23 protein-coding genes are annotated in these 20,658 nt (G+C 65.2%); 16 read left to right on the plus strand and 7 right to left on the minus strand.

What is annotated here, in order from left to right:
- Positions 1-23 precede the first annotated feature (23 nt).
- The gene (locus Tharo_RS00535) at positions 24-1,337 is read right to left on the minus strand and encodes an MFS transporter (protein ID WP_107219530.1); all 1,314 of its coding nucleotides are present in this window, start codon (positions 1,335-1,337) and stop codon (positions 24-26) included.
- A gap of 265 nt (positions 1,338-1,602) precedes the next feature.
- On the opposite strand from Tharo_RS00535, the gene Tharo_RS00540 reads away from it, so the two are divergent.
- The 9 genes from Tharo_RS00540 to Tharo_RS00580 all read left to right on the plus strand — a co-directional run bounded on the left by Tharo_RS00540 (position 1,603) and on the right by Tharo_RS00580 (position 8,509).
- Positions 1,603-1,944, plus strand: coding sequence for an ATP synthase subunit I (locus Tharo_RS00540; RefSeq protein WP_107219531.1), 342 nt, complete (start codon positions 1,603-1,605; stop codon positions 1,942-1,944).
- A gap of 2 nt (positions 1,945-1,946) precedes the next feature.
- Positions 1,947-2,792, plus strand: coding sequence for a F0F1 ATP synthase subunit A (atpB, locus tag Tharo_RS00545; protein ID WP_107219532.1), 846 nt, complete (start codon positions 1,947-1,949; stop codon positions 2,790-2,792).
- A 65-nt stretch (positions 2,793-2,857) separates the two neighbouring features.
- Positions 2,858-3,103, plus strand: coding sequence for a F0F1 ATP synthase subunit C (atpE, locus tag Tharo_RS00550; protein WP_002925444.1), 246 nt, complete (start codon positions 2,858-2,860; stop codon positions 3,101-3,103).
- A 47-nt stretch (positions 3,104-3,150) separates the two neighbouring features.
- Positions 3,151-3,624, plus strand: a complete 474-nt coding sequence (locus tag Tharo_RS00555; RefSeq protein WP_075146687.1) for a F0F1 ATP synthase subunit B — start codon at positions 3,151-3,153, stop codon at positions 3,622-3,624.
- Between the two features lie 3 nt (positions 3,625-3,627).
- Positions 3,628-4,161 carry a F0F1 ATP synthase subunit delta gene (locus Tharo_RS00560; RefSeq protein WP_107219533.1) on the plus strand — a complete coding sequence of 178 codons (534 nt, stop codon included), beginning with the start codon at positions 3,628-3,630 and terminating at the stop codon, positions 4,159-4,161.
- Positions 4,162-4,173: 12 nt separating this feature from the next.
- Positions 4,174-5,712: a F0F1 ATP synthase subunit alpha gene (gene atpA / locus Tharo_RS00565; RefSeq protein ID WP_075146689.1), complete on the plus strand. Its 1,539-nt coding sequence runs from the start codon at positions 4,174-4,176 to the stop codon at positions 5,710-5,712.
- Positions 5,713-5,733: 21 nt separating this feature from the next.
- Positions 5,734-6,603, plus strand: coding sequence for a F0F1 ATP synthase subunit gamma (atpG, locus tag Tharo_RS00570; RefSeq protein ID WP_107219534.1), 870 nt, complete (start codon positions 5,734-5,736; stop codon positions 6,601-6,603).
- A gap of 26 nt (positions 6,604-6,629) precedes the next feature.
- Positions 6,630-8,030, plus strand: coding sequence for a F0F1 ATP synthase subunit beta (gene atpD, locus Tharo_RS00575; RefSeq protein ID WP_075146691.1), 1,401 nt, complete (start codon positions 6,630-6,632; stop codon positions 8,028-8,030).
- 53 nt (positions 8,031-8,083) lie between these two features.
- Positions 8,084-8,509 carry a F0F1 ATP synthase subunit epsilon gene (locus tag Tharo_RS00580; protein ID WP_107219535.1) on the plus strand — a complete coding sequence of 142 codons (426 nt, stop codon included), beginning with the start codon at positions 8,084-8,086 and terminating at the stop codon, positions 8,507-8,509.
- A gap of 186 nt (positions 8,510-8,695) precedes the next feature.
- Here the strand turns inward: Tharo_RS00580 and Tharo_RS00585 are convergent, their stop codons facing one another.
- From Tharo_RS00585 to Tharo_RS00600, 4 genes are read right to left on the minus strand one after another with little or no spacing between them, the layout of a single operon-like run.
- Positions 8,696-9,277, minus strand: a complete 582-nt coding sequence (locus Tharo_RS00585; RefSeq protein ID WP_107219536.1) for a ubiquinone biosynthesis accessory factor UbiJ — start codon at positions 9,275-9,277, stop codon at positions 8,696-8,698.
- 53 nt (positions 9,278-9,330) lie between these two features.
- Entirely contained in the window at positions 9,331-10,203 is an 873-nt protein-coding gene (locus Tharo_RS00590; RefSeq protein WP_107219537.1) for a Tim44 domain-containing protein, read from the minus strand.
- Positions 10,204-10,222: 19 nt separating this feature from the next.
- Positions 10,223-10,960 (minus strand): bifunctional demethylmenaquinone methyltransferase/2-methoxy-6-polyprenyl-1,4-benzoquinol methylase UbiE, encoded by a 738-nt coding sequence (gene ubiE / locus Tharo_RS00595; RefSeq protein WP_107219538.1) that lies wholly within the window; start codon positions 10,958-10,960, stop codon positions 10,223-10,225.
- Between the two features lie 7 nt (positions 10,961-10,967).
- Entirely contained in the window at positions 10,968-11,390 is a 423-nt protein-coding gene (locus Tharo_RS00600; RefSeq protein WP_107219539.1) for a gamma-butyrobetaine hydroxylase family protein, read from the minus strand.
- A gap of 230 nt (positions 11,391-11,620) precedes the next feature.
- Between Tharo_RS00600 and phoB the strand changes: the two genes are divergently transcribed.
- Entirely contained in the window at positions 11,621-12,331 is a 711-nt protein-coding gene (phoB, locus tag Tharo_RS00605) for a phosphate regulon transcriptional regulator PhoB (RefSeq protein WP_107219540.1), read from the plus strand.
- 85 nt (positions 12,332-12,416) lie between these two features.
- Positions 12,417-13,694 carry a phosphate regulon sensor histidine kinase PhoR gene (phoR, locus tag Tharo_RS00610; protein ID WP_107222262.1) on the plus strand — a complete coding sequence of 426 codons (1,278 nt, stop codon included), beginning with the start codon at positions 12,417-12,419 and terminating at the stop codon, positions 13,692-13,694.
- Positions 13,695-13,760: 66 nt separating this feature from the next.
- Here the strand turns inward: phoR and Tharo_RS00615 are convergent, their stop codons facing one another.
- Together Tharo_RS00615 and Tharo_RS00620 are read right to left on the minus strand one after the other, a co-directional pair.
- Positions 13,761-14,189 carry an HIT family protein gene (locus Tharo_RS00615; RefSeq protein ID WP_107219541.1) on the minus strand — a complete coding sequence of 143 codons (429 nt, stop codon included), beginning with the start codon at positions 14,187-14,189 and terminating at the stop codon, positions 13,761-13,763.
- Between the two features lie 60 nt (positions 14,190-14,249).
- Positions 14,250-15,092, minus strand: a complete 843-nt coding sequence (locus Tharo_RS00620; protein WP_107219542.1) for a class II glutamine amidotransferase — start codon at positions 15,090-15,092, stop codon at positions 14,250-14,252.
- Positions 15,093-15,260: 168 nt separating this feature from the next.
- Between Tharo_RS00620 and Tharo_RS00625 the strand changes: the two genes are divergently transcribed.
- The 5 genes from Tharo_RS00625 (at position 15,261) to Tharo_RS00645 (ending at position 20,652) form a co-directional block, all read left to right on the plus strand.
- Entirely contained in the window at positions 15,261-17,102 is a 1,842-nt protein-coding gene (locus Tharo_RS00625) for a type I restriction-modification system subunit M (protein ID WP_107219543.1), read from the plus strand.
- Positions 17,103-17,241: 139 nt separating this feature from the next.
- Positions 17,242-18,279, plus strand: coding sequence for a PDDEXK nuclease domain-containing protein (locus tag Tharo_RS00630; RefSeq protein ID WP_107219544.1), 1,038 nt, complete (start codon positions 17,242-17,244; stop codon positions 18,277-18,279).
- Positions 18,276-19,601, plus strand: a complete 1,326-nt coding sequence (locus Tharo_RS00635) for a restriction endonuclease subunit S (protein WP_107219545.1) — start codon at positions 18,276-18,278, stop codon at positions 19,599-19,601. The genes Tharo_RS00630 and Tharo_RS00635 overlap by 4 nt, the downstream gene beginning before the upstream one ends.
- 39 nt (positions 19,602-19,640) lie before the next feature.
- A complete protein-coding gene (locus tag Tharo_RS00640) occupies positions 19,641-20,222 on the plus strand; it encodes a MarR family transcriptional regulator (RefSeq protein ID WP_107219546.1) in 582 nt (193 codons plus the stop codon).
- Positions 20,209-20,652, plus strand: a complete 444-nt coding sequence (locus Tharo_RS00645; protein WP_107219547.1) for a DNA-binding protein — start codon at positions 20,209-20,211, stop codon at positions 20,650-20,652. The genes Tharo_RS00640 and Tharo_RS00645 overlap by 14 nt, the downstream gene beginning before the upstream one ends.
- Positions 20,653-20,658: the final 6 nt, after the last annotated feature.

Consider the following 20,658-nt stretch of genomic DNA (forward strand, 5'->3'; position numbering starts at 1 on the left):
GGGGCGCGGCCGGCGCTGTCGTGTCAGCGCCGGCCGCGCAGCCAGCCGGCGAAGCGCTGCACGAACTCCGGCACCTGGCTGTAGAGGTAGGCGGCGAGGGCGAGGTTGAGCAGCGCGGTGACGAGAAAGAGCTGCGGAACGCTGGCCCCGGCGGCGAGCAGCGCGGCGCCCATCGCCGCTGCGATCACCATGAAGAAGGCGTTGAGGATGTTGTTGCCGGCGATCACGCGCGAGCGGTGGGCAGGTTCGCTGCGGCGCTGGATCAGGGCGTACAGCGGCACAATGTAGAAGCCGCCGAAAACCCCGATCGCGACCAGATCGGCGAGCGCCCGCCAGCTTTCGCTGCGGGCGAGCACTTCGCCGATCGTCAGCGCCGCCGCCGCGGTGCCCGGCGCCGGGCTGCTCCACCACAGGTCGAGGGCGAACAGCGACAGGCCGATCGAGCCGAACGGCACCAGTCCGAGCTCGATGCGCCCGCCCGACAGGCGCTCGCACAGCAGGGAGCCGATGCCGATGCCGACCGAGAACAGCGCAAGGAGCAGGACCACCGCATGCTCGTCGCCGCCGAGGGTGTCCTTGGCATAGGCGGGGAACTGCGACAGGAAGACCGCGCCGTAGAACCAGAACCACGATACCCCGACGATCGACAGGAAGACGGTGCGATTGCCGCGGGTGAAGCGGAAGTTGCGCCAGGTCTCGGTGAGCGGGTTCCAGTTGATCCGCAGGCCGGGCGCGGCCGGCGCCGCCGCAGGGATGTGGCGGCTGGCGCCATAGCCGAGCACGGCGAGGGCGACGACGACGGCCGACACCCAGGCCATGCCTTGCGGCAGGGCGATCAGCACGCCGCCGGTGAGGGTGCCGACGAGGATGGCGACGAAGGTGCCCGACTCGACCAGGGCGTTGCCGCCGACGAGCTCGTCCTCGTGCAGGTGCTGCGGCAGGATGGCGTACTTGACCGGGCCGAACAGGGCGGACTGGGCGCCCATCAAGAACAGGCAGAGCAGCATCAGCACGAGCGATTCGAGGGCGAAGGCCATGCTGGCGAGCGCCATCACCGCGATTTCGAGCAGCTTGGTTAGGCGGATCAGCCGGCTTTTCTCGAACTTGTCGGCGATCTGGCCGGCGGTGGCGGAAAACAGGAAGAAGGGCAGGATGAAGAGGCCTGCGCACAGATTCACCAGCACTCCCGGCGCCAGCGTGGTGTAGCGGGCGGCATGGAAGGTGAGCAGCACGACGAGGGCGTTCTTGTAGACGTTGTCGTTGAACGCGCCGAGGAACTGGGTGAGGAAAAACGGCAGGAAGCGGCGCCGTCCGAGCAGCGCGAACTGGTGGCTCAATGCGGCCCTCCGGTGGAAGTCGTGGTGCGGCGAAGCCCGCGCGGTGCGCGACGGGGCGCCGGCCGGATCTGCTGCGATGACGGCACGGATGGTGGTGGCCGGGCTCGGTGCGTGTCAATATCGGCGGTGACCTGCGTCTTATATATGAGACAAGACTTTTATGTCCCTTTACTCTGCCCGGGTTTGACTTTGCTACGGTTAACCCCTAGTATTGACGGGATTTTTGGGCGGTCGCGGTGTGTTGCGGCTTGCCGGCGAGGAAAGGATGCACAAGGCAGTTCTGCTGCAGCTCGGCGCAACCCTTCTGGCAACGGCCATTGCGGCCGTTTTTTTCGGGTTGCGCGGCGCGCTGTCTGCCGCATCCGGCGGGCTGGCCTGCGTGCTGCCGAGCTGGTTCTTCGTCTGGCGGCTGACGGCGATGACGCGGCGCAAAGGCACCGCCTCCGTGGCGGCTTTTGTCGCCGGTGAGCTCGTCAAGCTCGCCTCGATCGTGGGATTACTTGGGCTGGTATTGGTGCTCTATCCGGACGTCCATTGGGGCGCGCTGCTGATCGGGCTGATACTGGCGCTGAAAGCGAATTTATTTGCATTTTTGGTAAAGACCTGACCATGGCTGGAAACGCTCCCACCGCATCCGAGTACGTCGTTCATCACCTGACGCACCTCAACAACACCGGTCACGCGCAAGAAAACATCGTGGACTGGAGTGTGATCAACATCGATTCGATGTTCTATTCGGTCGCCCTCGGTCTGCTCACCGTTTTCCTGCTGTGGCTCGCCGCGCGCAAGGCCACCTCGGGCGTGCCGGGGCGCTTCCAGGGCATCGTCGAGATCCTCGTCGACATGGTCGCCGATCAGGCCAAGGGCATCGTTCATAGTGCCGAGTCGCGCAAGTTCGTCGCTCCGCTCGCGCTCACCGTCTTCGTCTGGATCTTCCTGATGAACGCGATGGACCTGCTGCCGGTCGATCTGCTGCCGCGCATCTGGGAAGGGGTCTATGCCGCCGGTGGCGGCGATCCGGAGCACGCCTACATGCGCGTCGTCGCCACTGCCGACCTGTCCGCCGCGCTGGGCTTGTCGATCGGCGTGCTGCTCCTCTGCCTCTATTACAACGTCAAGATCAAGGGCGTCAGCGGCTGGGTGCATGAGCTCTTCACTGCGCCGTTCGGCAGCCATCCGCTGCTCTACCCGGTCAACTTCGCGATGCAGATCATCGAGTTCGTCGCCAAGACCGTTTCCCACGGCATGCGACTGTTCGGCAACATGTATGCCGGTGAGCTCGTGTTCATCCTGATCGCCCTGCTCGGCGGCACCGCCACCGTGTTCGGCTTCGTCGGTCATGTTGTTGCGGGCACCGTCTGGGCGATCTTCCACATCCTGATCATCACCCTGCAGGCCTTCATCTTCATGATGCTGACCCTGGTGTACGTCGGTCAGGCGCACGAAAGCCACTAAGTTTCGGTTTCACCTTCAAAGCAGTACCTGGTTTTTAAACTCACCTTCCCCATTAAGGAGTTGTCATGGAAAACGTTCTGGGTTTTGTTGCTCTGGCTGCCGGTCTGATCATCGGTCTGGGTGCGATCGGTGCTTGTATCGGTATCGGCATCATGGGTTCCAAGTACCTCGAAGCGTCCGCCCGTCAGCCCGAGCTGATGAACGCGCTGCAGACCAAGATGTTCCTGCTCGCCGGCCTGATCGACGCCGCGTTCCTGATCGGCGTCGGTATCGCCATGATGTTCGCCTTCGCCAACCCGTTCCAGCTCTGATCGGTTCGAGTTCATCCTTTATTGAACCAACCTGAGGGCCAAGAACCGTGAATTTGAACGCAACTCTGATAGCCCAGCTCGTTGTGTTCTTCATTCTGGCGTGGTTCACGATGAAATTCGTGTGGCCGCCCATCGTGAAGGCACTGGACGAGCGTGCGAAGAAAATCGCCGACGGGCTGGAAGCTGCGGACAAGGCCAAGGCCGACCTGGCGCTCGCCGAGAAGAAGGTCGTCGAGGAACTGCGCAAGGCCCGCGAATCCGCGGGTGATGTGCGTACCTCCGCTGAAAAGCAGGCGAGCCAGCTGATCGACGAGGCTCGCGCCGAAGCCAACCGCATCATCGCCGCCGCGCGTGAAGCCGCCGAAGCCGAAGCCGGCGTCGCCGCGCAGCGCGCCAAGGAAGCCTTGCGCGACCAGGTCGCCCATCTGGCTGTTGCCGGCGCGGAAAAGATCCTGCGCCGCGAGATCAACACCCAGGTGCACGCCGAGCTGCTTGCCAACCTGAAACAGGAATTGCAATAAGTCATGGCCGAGAACGTCACCATCGCGCGTCCCTATGCCGATGCCGCCTTCGCGCTGGCTCGTGGGGCGAATGCGCTGGGGCCTTGGTCGGAAGTGCTGGATCGGCTCGCCCTCGTGGCGGCCGACTCCACCATGCAGGCGTGTTTCACCGATCCGAAGCTGTCCGCCGATCAGCTCAACAAGCTGATGGTGGACGTCGCTGGCGATCTGAACGCCGAACAGCAGAACTTCATCCGCGTCCTCGTGGAGAACGAACGTCTGCAGGTGCTTCCGGAGATCCGTGACCTGTTCGTTGCACTCAAGAACGAACACGAAGGCGTCCTGGAGGCGAAAATCGCCTCTGCCTTCCCGCTCGACGATGCCGCGCTGGCCGCGTTGAAGGCCGACCTCGAAGCCCGCTTCAAGGTCGTCATCAACGTCACGGTCAGCATCGACCCCGAACTGATCGGTGGGGTCCGCATCGCTGTCGGCGACGAAGTCATCGACGCCTCGGTCCGCGGCAAGCTCGCGAACATGGCCGCTGCGCTAAAGAACTAGGAGCATACATACATGCAACTCAACCCCTCTGAAATCAGTGATCTGATTAAGAGCCGGATCCAGAACCTGCAGCTCGCCGCCACGTCGCGCAACGAGGGCACGGTGGTCTCCGTCACCGACGGCATCACCCGTATCCACGGCCTCACCGATGTGATGCAGGGCGAAATGCTGGAATTCCCCGGCAACACCTACGGTATGGCGCTCAACCTCGAGCGCGATTCCGTGGGCGCGGTCGTGCTCGGCGAATACGAGCACATCACCGAAGGCGACACGGTCAAGGCCACCGGCCGCATCCTCGAAGTCCCGGTCGGCCCCGAGCTGATTGGCCGCGTGGTCAACGCCCTGGGCCAGCCGATCGACGGCAAGGGCCCGATCAACGCCAAGCTCACCGACAAGATCGAGAAGGTCGCGCCCGGCGTCATCGCCCGCCAGTCCGTCTCCCAGCCGGTGCAGACCGGCCTGAAGTCGGTCGACTCGATGGTGCCGATCGGCCGCGGCCAGCGCGAGCTGATCATCGGCGACCGCCAGACCGGCAAGACCGCGGTTGCGGTCGACGCGATCATCAACCAGAAAGGCCAGAACATGTTCTGCGTCTACGTGGCGATCGGTCAGAAGGCTTCGACCGTGGCCAACGTGGTGCGCAAGCTGGAAGAGAACGGCGCCCTGGAATACACCATCGTCGTCGCCGCCACCGCCTCCGAGTCGGCCGCGATGCAGTACCTCGCCGCCTACGCCGGGTGCACGATGGGCGAGTACTTCCGCGACCGCGGCCAGGACGCCCTCATCGTTTATGACGATCTGACCAAGCAGGCCTGGGCCTACCGCCAGGTTTCGCTGCTGCTGCGCCGTCCGCCGGGCCGTGAAGCCTATCCGGGCGACGTGTTCTACCTGCACTCCCGTCTGCTCGAGCGCGCCGCGCGCGTCAATGCCGACTACGTCGAGAAGTTCACCAACGGCGAAGTCAAGGGCAAGACCGGCTCGCTGACCGCGCTGCCGATCATCGAGACCCAGGCCGGCGACGTCTCCGCGTTCGTGCCGACCAACGTCATCTCGATTACCGACGGCCAGATCTTCCTCGAGACCGACCTCTTCAACGCCGGCATCCGTCCCGCGATCAACGCCGGTATCTCGGTGTCGCGCGTCGGTGGTGCGGCCCAGACCAAGGTCATCAAGAAGCTGTCCGGCGGTATCCGTACCGACCTCGCGCAGTACCGCGAGCTCGCCGCCTTCGCCCAGTTCGCTTCCGACCTCGACGACGCCACCCGCAAGCAGCTCGAGCGCGGCCGCCGCGTCACCGAGCTGATGAAGCAGGCGCAGTACTCGCCGATGTCGATCGCCGAAATGGCCATCGTCCTGTACGCGGTGAACAACGGCTACTTCGACGACGTCGAGGTCGCCCGCGTGCTGCCCTTCGAAGCCGCCATGCTGCAGTTCGTCAAGACCAAGCAGGCTGCGCTCATCTCTTCGATCCTGGACAAGAAGGAGCTCGACGCCGATGGCGAGAAGGCTCTGGCGGCCGCGATCGCCGAGTTCAAGAAGAGCTGGGCCTAAGGCCGCGGACGGAGACGGAATATGGCTAGCGGTAAGGAAATCCGTACCAAGATCAAGAGCGTGCAGAACACGCGCAAGATCACCAAGGCCATGGAGATGGTGGCCGCATCCAAGATGCGCAAGGCGCAGGACCGGATGCGGTCTGCCCGCCCCTTCGCCGACAAAATCCGCCGCCTCGCCGCGAACCTGTCCCAGGCCAATGTGACCGACTACAAGCACCCCTTCCTGGTCCGCAAGGACCAGGTGAAACGGGTGGGGCTGATCCTGGTGACCACCGACAAGGGTCTGTGCGGGGGTCTCAACACCAACGTCCAGCGTGTCGCGCTGACCGCCATGAAGGACTGGGAGGCAGCCGGCGTCACCGAGATCCGGGCCTGCGCCATCGGCAACAAGGGTCTGGGTTTCATGCAGCGCATGGGCGCCAAGGTGGTGTCGAACGTCACCCAGCTCGGTGACACGCCCCACCTGGAAAAGCTGATCGGTCCGGTCAAGGTGATGCTCGACGCGTTCCAGAACGACGAGCTCGACGCGGTTTATGTGGCTTACACCCGCTTCATCAACACGATGAAGCAGGAGCCGGTGCTCGAGCAGCTGCTGCCGCTGTCCGGCGAGAAGCTGGGCACGCCCGAGACGTCGTGGGACTACCTCTACGAGCCGGATCCGCAGGTGGTGATCGACGAGTTGCTGGTGCGCTACGTCGAGGCCCTGGTGTATCAGGCGGTGGCCGAGAACATGGCATCCGAGCAGAGCGCGCGCATGGTGGCAATGAAGGCCGCTTCCGACAATGCCAAGAACGTGATTGGCGAACTGCAGCTGGTCTACAACAAGACCCGCCAGGCCGCGATCACCAAGGAGCTGTCGGAAATCGTCGGCGGCGCCGCCGCGGTGTAACGGATTATTGAATTAAGGAAACGACGATGAGTCAAGGTACGATCGTTCAGTGCATCGGCGCGGTGGTGGACATCCAGTTCCCGCGCGACTCGATGCCCAAGGTGTATGACGCCCTGAAGCTCGAGGACGTGGCCGACTCCTTCGCCGAAGCAAATCTGACCTTCGAGGTTCAGCAGCAGCTCGGCGACGGTGTGGTGCGTACGATTGCGATGGGTTCTTCCGACGGCCTGCGCCGCGGCATGAAAGTTGCCAATACCGGCAAGCAGATCTCGGTGCCGGTCGGCATGGGCACGCTGGGCCGGATCATGGACGTGCTCGGTCGCCCGATCGACGACGCCGGTCCGATCGAGACCGACGAGCTGCGCGCGATCCACCAGAAGGCGCCGAAGTTCGACGAGCTCTCGCCTTCGGTCGAGCTGCTCGAGACCGGGATCAAGGTCATCGACCTGATCTGCCCGTTCGCCAAGGGCGGCAAGGTCGGCCTGTTCGGCGGCGCCGGCGTGGGCAAGACCGTGAACATGATGGAGCTGATCAACAACATCGCCAAGCAGCACTCGGGCCTGTCGGTGTTCGCCGGGGTGGGTGAGCGGACCCGTGAAGGGAACGACTTCTACCACGAGATGAAGGACTCCAACGTTCTCGACAAGGTCGCGATGGTGTTCGGCCAGATGAACGAGCCCCCGGGCAACCGTCTGCGCGTGGCGCTGACCGGCCTGACCATGGCCGAGCGCTTCCGCGACGAAGGCCGCGACATCCTGTTCTTCGTCGACAACATCTACCGCTACACCCTGGCCGGTACCGAAGTGTCCGCGCTGCTCGGCCGGATGCCGTCCGCGGTGGGCTACCAGCCGACCCTGGCGGAAGAAATGGGCCGCCTGCAGGAGCGCATCACCTCGACCAAGGTCGGCTCGATCACCTCGATCCAGGCCGTGTATGTGCCTGCGGACGACTTGACCGACCCGTCGCCGGCGACCACCTTCCTCCACCTCGACTCCACCGTCGTGCTGTCGCGTGACATCGCCGCGCTGGGTATCTACCCGGCGGTCGACCCGCTCGACTCCACCAGCCGCCAGCTCGACCCGCTGGTCGTCGGCGAAGAGCACTACGGGGTTGCGCGTCAGGTGCAGATGACCCTGCAGAAGTACAAGGAACTGCGCGACATCATCGCGATTCTGGGCATGGACGAACTGTCGCCCGACGACAAGCTCGCCGTCGCCCGCGCGCGCAAGATCCAGCGCTTCCTGTCGCAGCCGTTCCACGTCGCCGAAGTGTTCACCGGTTCGCCGGGCAAGTACGTCTCGCTCAAGGACACCATCAAAGGCTTCAAGATGATCGTCAGCGGCGAGCTGGACAATCTGCCGGAACAGGCTTTCTACATGGTCGGCAGCATCGACGAGGCCATCGAGAAGGCGAAGAAGCTCCAGTAATCCGCCTGCCCGCGCGGTGCCTTGGCACCGCGCGGTTTTGAAAAGGAAACACTATGGCTATGACGGTTCATGTCGACATCGTCAGTGCGGAAGAGCAGATCTTCTCCGGGCTGGCCGAATTCGTCGCCCTCCCTGGCGAGGCGGGTGAACTCGGCATCCTGCCCGGCCACATGCCGCTGATGACCCGGATCAAGCCGGGCGTGGTGCGTGTGCGTGCCCAGAATGCGACCGAGGAAGAACTCGTCTTCGTCGCCGGTGGCCTGCTGGAAGTGCAACCGGGTCTGGTGACGGTGCTCGCCGATACCGCGATCCGGGGCAAGGATCTGGACGAAGCGAAGGCGCTCGAAGCCAAGCGCAAGGCCGAGGAGGCCATGGCCAACCAGAGCGCACGCCTGGACTATGCCAAGGCCCAGGCCGAGCTCATGGAAGCGGTGGCGCAACTTGCGGCGATCCAGCGTCTGCGCAAGCGCGGCCACTGAGCGCACGCTCCGCTCCGCAGCGGGGTGGCAACAACAAAAAAGCAGCTCGGCGAGCTGCTTTTTTGTTGTCCGCTGTTTTTACCGCCGGCGCCTGAAATGCGTGCCTTGACCGGAAGAACGGCTCCAGTGCGCGAAAGGGGCGGGGAGGGCAGGGTTCTCTCCCGCCGCCCGTGCGTCCGCCAAGCTTCAGACCGATTTTTCGAGCCGGGCGATGCGCTTGTCGAGGCGGGCGACCGCGTCGCGGACGGCGATCAGCTCCTGCGCGAATGCGGGGAGGGCGTGGCGGGATACCAGCAGGGGCGCTTCTTCGGTGAGATATTCGGCCACGCTGCCCGATAGGCGGGCGGCCGTGCGCTGCGCTTCGCCGACGACCCGCTGCCCGCCTGCGACCATGCGATGGGCGGCGATGTCGCCGAAAATGCGCGCCAGGTCTTCCTCGGCGTCCCAGCGCAAGTGACGGAACACGAAGCCGAGGGCTTCGGCGAATTCGGCGTTGCCTTCGATGCGCACGTGGCGCATCGCCGTTTCCAGGCCATCGACCAGCAGCCGGGGCAGCTCGGCGACCGCCAGGTGCAGGCTGACTTCGGGCGCCTCTTCGCTCGCGTGTTCGGCGAGATGGCCGTCGGCGCTGACCGAAAAACGGATTTCCGCGAAGGGGGCGAGGACCAGGCGTGCGCTGTGACCGGCGTGCGGACGCAGGCGCGCCCGCGCCCAGCCGGACTGGGCCAGGAGATGGTTGGTAGCGGACAGGAAGAGGCTGGACAGCATGGCATCGGGCAGAAAAAAGGAGGCGCGGCGGCCTCCTGTGGGGACGGTGGCGTTCAGCCGGCCTGCTGGATGCCGGCGATCCGCCAGCCGCCGCTGCCGCTGGCGGCTTTGGTCAGGTGCCAGATTTCGTCGAAGGCTGCCGGCGCGGCGTCGGCCTCCTCGCGCAGCAGGCCGCTGAAGCGCACGCTGACCACGTAACGCTGATCTTCCTCGGCGACGTCGATCACTTCGGCATTGAGCTCGACGACATCGGTGCGCTGGGCGGCGGCGCCGCGCTCGTTGAGTTGCATGCGCAACTCGGCGAAGACTTCGGGCGTGGTGAACTCGCGCAGATCGTCGAGGTTGGCGCTGTCATTGGCCGCCTGCAGACGGATGAAGTTGAGCTTGGCCTGGCGGGCGAAACCATCGACATCGAAGCCAGAGGCGATGGCTTTGGCCAGTCCGGAGTTTTCCGCGGCGGGTTGTGCGCTGCCGCCGAACGCCTGTTGGGCCTCGAACGAGCGCACGCTGCCCGCGGCATTACCCGGCGCGCCGGCGTATTGCAGGCCCTGCCCCTGCTTGGCGGTGGTGCCGCGACGGAAGATCAGGCGGAAGACGAAGAAGGCGGCCGCAGCCAGCAGCAGGATCATGACGAAGTTGGCGAAGCCTTCACCCATTCCCAGGTGCGAGAACAGCGCGGCGAGGCCAAGGCCGGCGGCCAGGCCGGCGATCGGGCCCATCCACGAGCGCTTCGGCTGGGCGGCGGGCGTGGCCCCGGCGGGGCTCTGCTGCGGGGCCGCGGCCGGTTGGCGCGGTTGCGTGGTCGGGGTGGCCTCGCGCTTCATGCCGAAGCTGCTGCCGCCGCCGAGGCGCTTGGCTTCGGCCTCGGGGGGAGCGAAACCGAACGAGAGGATGGCGACGATCAGGGTCAGGAAGAGGTGTTTCATCGGTGGGTGGTCTCCAGGTTCAGATCTTGTAGCCCCGGTGCAGGGCGACGACGCCGGCACTCAGGTTGAAGTAATCGACCCGGGCGAGCCCGGCTTGTTCCATCATCGCCTTCAATTCTTCCTGGCCGGGGTGCATGCGGATCGATTCGGCGAGGTAGCGATAGCTTTCGGCGTCGTTGGCGACCTGCTTGCCCATCCACGGCAGCAGCTTGAAGGAGTAGAGGTCGTAGATCGGCGCCAGCGGTTTCCATACGCGCGAAAATTCGAGCACCAGCAGGCGGCCTCCGGGGCGCAGCACGCGACGCATCTCGGCGATGGCGACGTCCTTGTGGGTCATGTTGCGCAAGCCGAAGGCGACGGTGACGCAGTCGAACCAGTCATCCGGGAAGGGCAGCTTTTCGGCGTTGCACTGCGCTGCCGGCATGGCGAAGCCGTGATCGATCATGCGGTCGCGGCCGCGCGCGAGCATGGCGTGGTTGATGTCGGTGAGCCAGACCTGGCCGCTGCGCCCGACCTTGCGCGCGAAAGCGAGCGACAGGTCGGCGGTGCCGCCGGCGACGTCGAGCACGCGGTCGCCTTCGCGCACTCCCGACACCTGGATGGTGAACGCCTTCCACAGCCGGTGCAGGCCGAACGACATCAGGTCGTTCATGATGTCGTACTTGTGCGCGACCGAGGAAAAGACCTCGGCCACCTTTTTTTCCTTCTGTTCCTCGGCGACCGTCTGGAAGCCGAAATGGGTGGTCTTGTCGCTCATCGTGAACTCAGTGGTGATGCCCGCAGCCGCCGCGCGGAGCCGGGGGCGGGACCAGGGCGGGGTCGCGGGTGCCGCCCGCGCGTTCGAGGCGCTCGAGGTAGTCGGCCCACAGTGCTTCCTGATCGCGGCCGAGCATATACAGGTAGTCCCAGGAGTACAGCCCGCTGTCGTGGCCGTCGGAGAACTCGGGCTTGATCGCATAGTTGCCGACCGGCACCAGGTTCACGACATCGACGTCGCGCTTGCCCTGCTGCAGGGTTTCCTGGCCGCGGCCGTGGCCGCGCACTTCGGCCGAGGGCGAATACACCCGCAGGAATTCGAACGGCAGGAGAAAGCGGCTGCCGTCGTCGAAGGCGATTTCGAGCCGTTTCGAGCTGCTGTGCAGAATGATTTCGGTGGGGATCGGGGTGTTGCTGTCGAGTCCGGCCATGGCATCCGTCCCGTTTGGGGGGAGACAATCATACCCGAATCGCCGCGCTGCGTTTCCATGCGCGCAGTGTGGCTTTGCCCCCGCGGATGGCGGCATGTCCATTGCAGGCCGATGACGTGTCATCAAACCGTCAAGCAACGGCAATACACTACGGGCTGCCATGCGATCGCCCGGGCGGACGCCGTCCGCAGTTCCCGTTCGATCGATCGCGCAACCAGGGAGTCCAGCGCATGCCAGCGAACATTCTGCTCGTGGAAGACGAGCCGGCGATCCAGGAATTGATCGCCGCCAATCTCCATCGCGCCGGCCATCACGTCGTGCGTGCCGCCGATGCGGAAAGCGCGCAGCGCATCGTCCGCGACGCACTGCCCGATCTCGTGCTGCTCGACTGGATGCTGCCCGGAGTGTCGGGCATCGAGTTCGCCCGCCGCCTGCGCGCCGACGAGCGCACCCGGGCCATTCCGATCATCATGCTGACCGCGCGCGGGGAAGAGCAGGACAAGGTTGCCGGGCTCGAAACCGGCGCCGACGACTACATCACCAAGCCCTTCAGCCCGCGCGAACTCGTCGCCCGGATCAAGGCCGTGCTGCGGCGGCGGGTGCCGCAGGCCACCGAGGACGCGGTGGAGCTGGGCGGGTTGCGCCTCGATCCCGCCACCCACCGGGTCAGTGCCGGTGGCGAGACGCTCGCCCTGGGGCCGACCGAGTTCCGTTTGCTCCACTTCCTGATGACCCACCCGGAGCGGGTGCACTCGCGCGCGCAGCTGCTCGACCAGGTGTGGGGCGATCACGTCTTCGTCGAGGAGCGCACCGTCGACGTCCATATCCGGCGTTTGCGCTGCGCGCTCGAACCGGGGGCGCACGATGGCCTGATCCAGACCGTCCGCGGCAGCGGCTACCGCTTTTCGGTGCATCCCGAAAGCGTGCCGACGGCCCGTTGAGCGCGTCCTTCCGGTTCATGGAGAACGTGTGATTTTTCGATCCGTGCGCTATATCGGTCTCGGGATCGCGCTCCCGGTCCTGTCGATGCTGGCGCTCGCCGCGCTCGCCGGCCTGTACCGTGACAGTGACGCCGCGCTGGCGATCCTCGCCCTGTGCGTGCTCGGCTGGGCGATCATGCTCGCCCGCCACCTGCGCTTGCTGGTCGAATGGGCGCGGCAGCCGGTCGACACTCCGGTCCCGCGCGGCGAAGGGCTGTGGGGCAGCGTTTTTGCCGAGATCGGCGACCGCTTCGAGCGCGAGGCCGAAGTGCGGGAAAAACTGTCGGCCGAGCTCGGCCGTTTCCAGCAGGCGGCCCAGGCGATGCCCGACGGCGTCCTGTACCTGGGCGAGGGCGACCGTATCGAATGGCTCAATCCGGTGGCCGAGCAGCATTTCGATCTCGACCGGCGCGATCACCTGCGGATTCCGATCGGAAACCTCGTGCGCCAGCCCGAATTCATCCGCTACCTCGAGGCCGGTGACCAGAGCGAGCCGCTGCTGATGCGCTCGCTGCGGCGCAAGGAGGGCGCGCTGCAGGTGCAGCTGATCCGTTTCGCGGGCCATCGCCGGCTGCTGCTGTCGCGCGACATTTCGCAGCTGGAGAAGCTCGAGAACATGCGCCGCGACTTCGTCGCCAACGTCTCCCACGAGTTGCGCACGCCGCTCACCGTGGTCGGCGGCTTTCTCGAAACCCTGATCGACGGGCTCGACGACTTTTCCCGCGCCGACGTCCTCCACTACCTGACTCTCGCCAGCGAGCAATCCACCCGCATGCAGTGTCTGATCGAGGAGCTGTTGACCTTGTCCGCGCTCGAAACCGGCGCGCCGGCGCCGCTCGAGGAGGCGGTGGAGGCCGAAGTCCTGGTGCGTGAGGTCTACGACGAAACCCGGCTGCTGTCGGCGGGACGGCATACGCTGCGCCTGGACCTGGCCGGTGATGGGACGCTGCTCGGCAGCCGCAAGGAGCTGCACAGCGCGTTCGCCAACCTGGCGAGCAATGCGGTGCGCTACACCCCCACCGGCGGCCACATCGAGATCGGCTGGCGCAGCGGCCCGGAATGCGCCGGAGGAGGCGGCGAGTTCTGGGTCGGCGACGACGGCATCGGCATCGACGCCGCTGATATCCCGCGCCTGACCGAGCGCTTCTATCGCGTCGATCGCGGCCGCTCGCGCGAGACCGGCGGTACCGGCCTCGGGCTGGCCATCGTCAAGCACGTCGTCACCCGCCACCGGGCGGAGCTCGTCGTCGACAGCACGCCGGGCAAAGGCAGCCGGTTTACGGTGCGTTTTCCGCCGGCCCGAATCGAGCACGCGCAGCGCTGAAGCGGGCCGCCGCGGGTTGCTCTCCTCTCGGCGCCGCGGGCAGTCGCCTGCGCTGCGGCCGCGCCGTCAGTGTTCGGCGAGGGCGTCGTCGATGGCGCGGGCGAGGGCGACCGGATCGGCGGCGGCATGCACTGCGCCTTCGCGTTGCGCTGCGCCCCAGACCGCTTCGGGGAAGTGGCGGTCGTCGCGGTAGCGCGGAATCACGTGCCAGTGCAGATGCGGCACCATGTTGCCGAAGCTCGCCAGGTTGATCTTGTCGGGGCGCAGCTGCGCGCGCAACGCCGCCTCGGTGGCCATCACCACGGCGAACAGGTGGCGCCGGTCGGCGGGCAGCAGGTCGGTCATTTCGGCCACATGCTCGCGCCATACCACCCGGCACAGGCCCGGATGAAAGGCGTCGGCGACGCGGATCACGCAGCAGCGCGCGTCTTCCCACAGGATGTCGGCGGGAGACAGGGCGCACAGCGGACAGTTCGGGGGCAGGTTCGGTGGCATGGGTGCGGGGCGGATGGAGAGGAAAGCGTTCTACCGCGTTCGCGCACGGGCAGCGAGGAATTATTCCGCATCCGGCGCGCGACCATGGTCCGGGAGGCGGCGCGGAACCTCCTGTGCCACCGTGCGGGTCTCGCCCAGCCCGACCGGGAGGCCGTCATGGAAAGCGAACAGATTGCCGGGGGGGATCTCGGTCCAGGCCTCGTTGTCGGTTAGCGGCGTCGTCGCGATCACAGCGACGCGGTCGTCGGGCGTGGTGAGCTGGTTGAAATCGACCGTCAGGTCCTCGTCGGCGAGGTGGGCGACGGCGAACGGCGCTTTGCGCAGGATGTAGCACAGGCGTGACGAGCAGTGGGCGAACAGCCAGTCGCCGTCGGAGAGCAGGAAGTTGAACTCGCCGCGGCGGCCGACTTCGAGCGCGAGCTCGCGCAGCGCGGCGTGCAGTGCGGCGGGGGCCGGAGCCCCCTGTGGGAAACGCGCGGCGAGGCGGTCGAGGAGGTAGCAGAACGCCCGCTCGGAGTCGGTCGTGCCCACCGGCAGGAAGCGTCCGCCGAGCGCCGGGGCGAACTCCTTCAGGTTGCCGTTGTGGGCGAAGACCCAGTACCGCCCCCACAGCTCGCGCTGGAAGGGATGGGTGTTCTCGAGCCGGATCCCGCCCTGGGTCGCCTTGCGGATGTGGGCGATCACGTTCAGCGAACGGATCGGGTAGTGCTTCACCAGCTCCGCGACCGGGGAGGCGGCGCTCGGCGCCGGGTCGAGGAAGACGCGCACTCCGGCGCCTTCGAAAAAGGCGATTCCCCAGCCGTCGCGGTGGTGGTCGGTGAGTCCGCCACGGGCGCGGAAGCCGGCGAAGGAGAAGCAGATGTCGGTCGGCACGTTGCAGTTCATGCCGAGCAATTGGCACATGGCGGACTCCGCGGCGGGCAAAAGGCTGCTGCCAGTATAGCGAAACGATCGCGCCGCCTCGCGCTTATCAAGCCGCGCTATAGTCATGGGCCGACCGCCGCTTCGGCTGGCAAGGCGGACTGCCAGGCTGCCTTCGGCCGCACACGGAACCCAGCCATCGACACCCACATGAACCACCCAGCCCTCTCATCCTTCATCTGGTCGGTCGCGGACCTGCTGCGCGGCGACTACAAGCAGTCCGAGTACGGCAAAGTCATCCTGCCCTTCACCGTACTGCGGCGCCTGGACTGCGTGCTGGAGGCGACCAAGCCCGCCGTCCTCGCCGAGTTCGCGGCCAAGACCAAGGCAGGCATCAATCCCGACCCGTTCCTGCTGCGCAAGGCGGGGCAGAGCTTCTACAACACTTCGCCGCTCGACCTGGTCAAGCTGCTGGGCGATCAGGACCACATCCGCCAGAACCTTTACGCCTACGTGCAGGCGTTTTCGCCCGCAGCGCGCGACATCTTCGAGCGTTTCGACTTCTACACCCAGGTCGAGCGCCTGGCGAAGGCGAACCTGCTGTACCTCGTCACCGAGAAGTTCGCCAATATCGACCTGCATCCCGAGAGGGTCGACAACGCCAGCATGGGGCTGGTGTTCGAGGAACTGATTCGCAAGTTCGCCGAAATCTCGAACGAGACCGCGGGGGAGCATTTCACCCCGCGCGAAGTCATCCGCCTGATGGTGAACCTGCTGTTCATCGAGGACGACGACGTGCTCACCCCGGGCGCGGCCGTGGTGCGCACCATCTACGATCCCACTGCCGGCACCGGCGGCATGCTCTCGGTGGCGGGCGAGTACCTGCTGGAGCACAACCCGCAGGCCCGGCTGACGATGTACGGCCAGGAGCTCAACGACGAGTCCTACGCCATCTGCAAGGCCGACATGCTCATCAAGGGCCAGCCGGTCGAGAACATCGTCGCCGGCAACACCCTCAGCGATGATGGCCACGCCGGGCGCAAGTTCGACTACATGCTCTCCAACCCGCCCTTCGGCGTGGAGTGGAAGAAGGTCGAGAAGGTCGTGCGCCAGGAACACGAGCAAAAGGGCTTCGACGGCCGCTTCGGCCCCGGCCTGCCGCGCGTCAGCGACGGTTCGATGCTGTTCCTGATGCATCTGCTGTCGAAGATGCGCCCGGCCCACGACGGCGGCAGCCGTTTCGGCATCGTGCTCAACGGCTCACCGCTATTCACCGGCGGCGCAGGCTCGGGCGAGAGCGAAATTCGCCGCTACGTCCTGGAGAACGACCTGGTGGAGGCCATCGTCGGCCTGCCGACCGACATGTTCTACAACACGGGCATCAGCACCTACGTCTGGATTCTTTCCAACAAGAAGCCGGAAGACCGCAAGGGCTGGGTGCAGCTCATCGACGCCAGCAGCTTCTGGCAGAAGATGAGGAAGAGCCTGGGCAGCAAGCGCAAGGAGATGGGCGAGGCCCACATCGCCACCGTCACCCGCCTGTTCGGCGACTTCACCGAGGCCGAGCTGGTCACGGCATTCGATGCCGCCGGCCGGCAACTGGGCGAGCCGCAACTCGTCACCAACACCGACACGCCGCCGGTTGCCCCCGACGGCGGCCGGCTCAAGCGCGTGCCCATCGCACGCATCTTCCGCAACGAGGAGTTCGGCTACACCACCCTCACCGTCGAACGCCCGCTGCGCGACGAGCACGGCAAGGTGGTGCTGGGGCTGAAGGGCAAGCAGAAGGGCAAACCCCAGCCCGACAGCGCACTGCGCGACACCGAGAACGTGCCGCTGACCGAGGACATCGGTGCGTACTTCCAGCGCGAGGTGCTGCCGCACGCGCCCGACGCCTGGATCGACGGGGAGAAGAGCAAGGTCGGCTACGAGATTCCGTTCAACCGTCACTTCTACGTTTTCGAACCGCCGCGCAGCCTGCATGCGATCGACGAGGAGCTGAAGGCGGTCTCGGCGAACATCATGAAGATGCTGGAGGAGCTGGCGGAATGAGGGCTGCCGCACAGTTCATGCGAAACGGATTCGGCATGCTGGACATGCATGCGCGTATGGCGCACTCTGTTGCCGACAACACCCGCCGCGCCTCTCCACGAAGCGTACCAGGCGGGTTTCTCGTTTACCGGGGCAATGAATGAAGCGCTCTTCCGGCAACCCGAGCACCATCGACAACGCCGCCAGAGCGGAATTCGGCGAGATCCTCCAGCTCATCGCCAGCGCCCGGCAGCGGGCGGTGCAGGCGGTCAACACCGCGCTGATCGATCTCTACTGGCAGGTCGGCGAAGTCATCAGCCGCAAGATCGCCGCCGCCGAATGGGGCGATGGGGTGGTCAGGCAGCTCGCCGAACACGTCGCCCGCAGCCAGCCCGGCCTGCGCGGCTTCACTGCGCGCAACCTGTTCCGCATGCGCCAGTTTTATGAGGCATACCGCGACCAGCAATTAGTGTCAGCACTGCTGACACAATTACCCTGGACCCATCACCTCATCATTCTCGGCCAAAGCAAACGCCCGGAGGAGCGCGAGTTCTACCTGCGTCGGGCGATCCGCGAGCAGTGGTCGAGTCGCGAGCTGGAGCGCCAGTTCAAGACCGCGCTGTTCGAACGCACCGTGCTGAGTCCCGCAAAAGTCTCGCCAGTGGCGCGACGAACCCACCCCGAAGCGCTCAGCGTGTTCAAGGACAGTTACCTGGTCGAATTCCTCGACCTTCCGGCCAGCCATGCCGAACGCGACCTGCACCGCGGGCTGCTGCACCGGCTCAGGGATTTCCTGATCGAGCTCGGCCGCGACTTCTGCTTCGTCGGCTCGGAATACCCGCTGCAGGTCGGCGGCCGCGACTTCGCGCTCGACCTGCTGTTCTTCCATCGCGGCCTGAACTGCCTGGTCGCCATCGAACTCAAGGTCGGCCGCTTCGAGCCGGAATACCTGGGCAAGCTCGGCTTCTACCTCGAAGCCCTCGACCGCGACGTCCGCAAGGCCCACGAAAACCCGGCCATCGGCGTGCTGCTGTGCGCCAGCAAGGATGACGAGGTCGTCGAATACGCCTTGAGCCGCAGCCTGTCGCCGGCGCTGATCGCCGAATACCAGACGCAACTGCCCGACAGGCGATTGCTGCAGGCCAAGCTGCACGAGTTCTATCAACTGGATGCGGCCGACCGGGGAGACGAGGCATGAGTCTGCCGAGGTATCCCGAGTACAAGGACAGCGGGGTGGCGTGGCTGGGGGAGGTGCCGGCGCATTGGGATGTGCGTCGTCTTGGCTTCTTTTTCGAGGAGCGTCGTCAGAAAGTAAGCGACATGGACTATCCGGCGCTCTCGGTTACCAAAGGTGGCGTAGTTCCGCAGCTTGAGACAGCAGCCAAAACCGATGACGGCGACAACCGAAAGCTCGTTTGCGCCGGAGATTTCGTCATAAATAGCCGTTCTGACCGGAAGGGGTCGGCGGGCGCAGCACGACAGGATGGCTCTGTGTCACTCATCTGCACGGTGCTTCGGCCAGCCCCTGGCATCAACATCGACTTTATTCACCACTTGCTCAGAAGCGTTTCTTTCCAGGAGGAGTTCTATCGCTATGGGAAAGGCATCGTCGCCGACTTATGGAGCACGAACTATTCCGAGATGCGCAACATCCTGTTGGCCCTGCCAAGCCAGCCAGAACAAGGAGTCATCGCCGCCTTCCTCGACCGCGAAACCGCGAAGATCGACGCGCTGCTCGCCGAGCAGGAAAAGCTCATCGCCCTGCTGGCCGAAAAGCGCCAGGCGACCATCTCCCACGCCGTCACCAAGGGACTGAACCCGGATGCACCGATGAAGGATTCGGGCGTGGCGTGGCTGGGGGAGGTGCCGGCGCATTGGAAAGTGGCTCGCATGAAGCACATTGTGCATGAAGGCATCGCCGGGCCATACGGTTCGTCGCTTACCAAGGCCATGTACGTAGCCTCCGGCTACCGCGTGTACGGACAACAGCAGGTCATCCCGAACGATTTTTCTGTCGGAGACTACTACATCTCGGAGGACAAGTTTTCCGAGATGACTCGCTACTTGGTACGGCCGAACGACATTCTAATCAGCGTCATGGGAACCATCGGTCGCGCTGCACTAGTGCCTGCCGATGTGGAGCCTGGAGTCATCAACCCCCGGCTCGTTCTATATCGCGCAAAAGAAAGGGTTATTGCTCCACGATACCTACAGGTGTTCATCAACAATCCAACGAGTCAGAGATATTTTTCATTGGCAGCCCAAGGAACAACGATGGAGGGACTCAACATGGTCTCGATAGGTGAATTGCATATTTCGTTGCCATCGTTGGACGAACAGCACGAAATTTTAGAATTCATCGATGGCGAGACTGCTCACCTCGATGCACTGACCACGGAAGCCACCCGCGCCATCACCCTCCTCAAGGAACGCCGCAGCGCCCTCATCGCCGCCGCCGTGACCGGCAAGATCGACGTGCGCGGCGTGGCGGAGCTTGCCCCGGCGGCCGTTCCGGCCTAATGTAGCTTATTCGGCTACAAACGGAGCCTGTCCGGCTACATGACCCCACTGCTCGACACGTTGTTCGGTACCCAGCGCCAGCGCGTGCTGGGCTGGCTGCTGCTGCACCCCGACGACGCGCTGCACGTGCGCGAACTCGCGCGACTGACGCAGACCAGCGCCGGCTCGCTGCACCGGGAACTGGTGCGCCTGGCGGAAGCCGGGCTGTTGACGCGCCGCCAGCAGGGCAACCAGGTGCTGTATCAGGCCAACCGCAGCAGCCCGGTGTTTGCGGAGCTGGCCGGGTTGTTCCGCAAGACGGGCGGACTTGCCGACATCCTGCGCGCCGCCTTGCTGCCACTGGCCGGACAGATTTCGTTGGCGCTGGTCTTCGGCTCGGTCGCCCGCGGCGAAGAGACGGCGCACTCCGACATCGACGTGCTGGTGGTGGGCGAGGCCGACTTCGCCGACGTCGTCGGCGCCCTGCATCCCTGTCAGGAAACCCTGGGGCGCGAAATCAATCCCGTCGTCTACCGGCCGGCCGAGTGGCGGGACCGCCTGTCGCATGACGATCACTTCGCCCGCGACATCCTGAATCACCCGATTCTGTTGCTGATGGGAAATCTCCATGACGCTGGATAATCTGCTGGCGATCCACAAGCTGGTGCGGCAAGCGCCGGACAGGGGCGGCATCGCCAAGCTGCTGGGCGCCGCCACGCGCAACCTTGCCGATGCCCATGTGGCGGGCCTGAGCAACGACAACCGCTTCGATGCCGCCTACAAAACCATCCTGCAGTGCGCGATGGTCGCACTGTGGGCCAAGGGCTACCGGACTTCGACCAGCCAGCCGGGGCATCATCAGACGGCGATCCAGACCCTGCCCAAGACCCTGGGTCTGCCGAGCCGGACGGTGATCGTCCTCGACGCCTTGCGCAAGCAGCGCAACCTCAACGACTACGACGGCGAGCCGGTCACCGATGCGGCGCTGACAAGCTGTCTGGATGAAGCCGAAAAGCTGCTGGTGCTGACGCGGCAATGGCTGGCCACCGAGTACCCCGAACTGGCCGAGTAAGCGCCC

Origin of the sequence: Thauera aromatica K172 (assembly GCF_003030465.1) — a bacterium.
Lineage (GTDB): Bacteria > Pseudomonadota > Gammaproteobacteria > Burkholderiales > Rhodocyclaceae > Thauera > Thauera aromatica.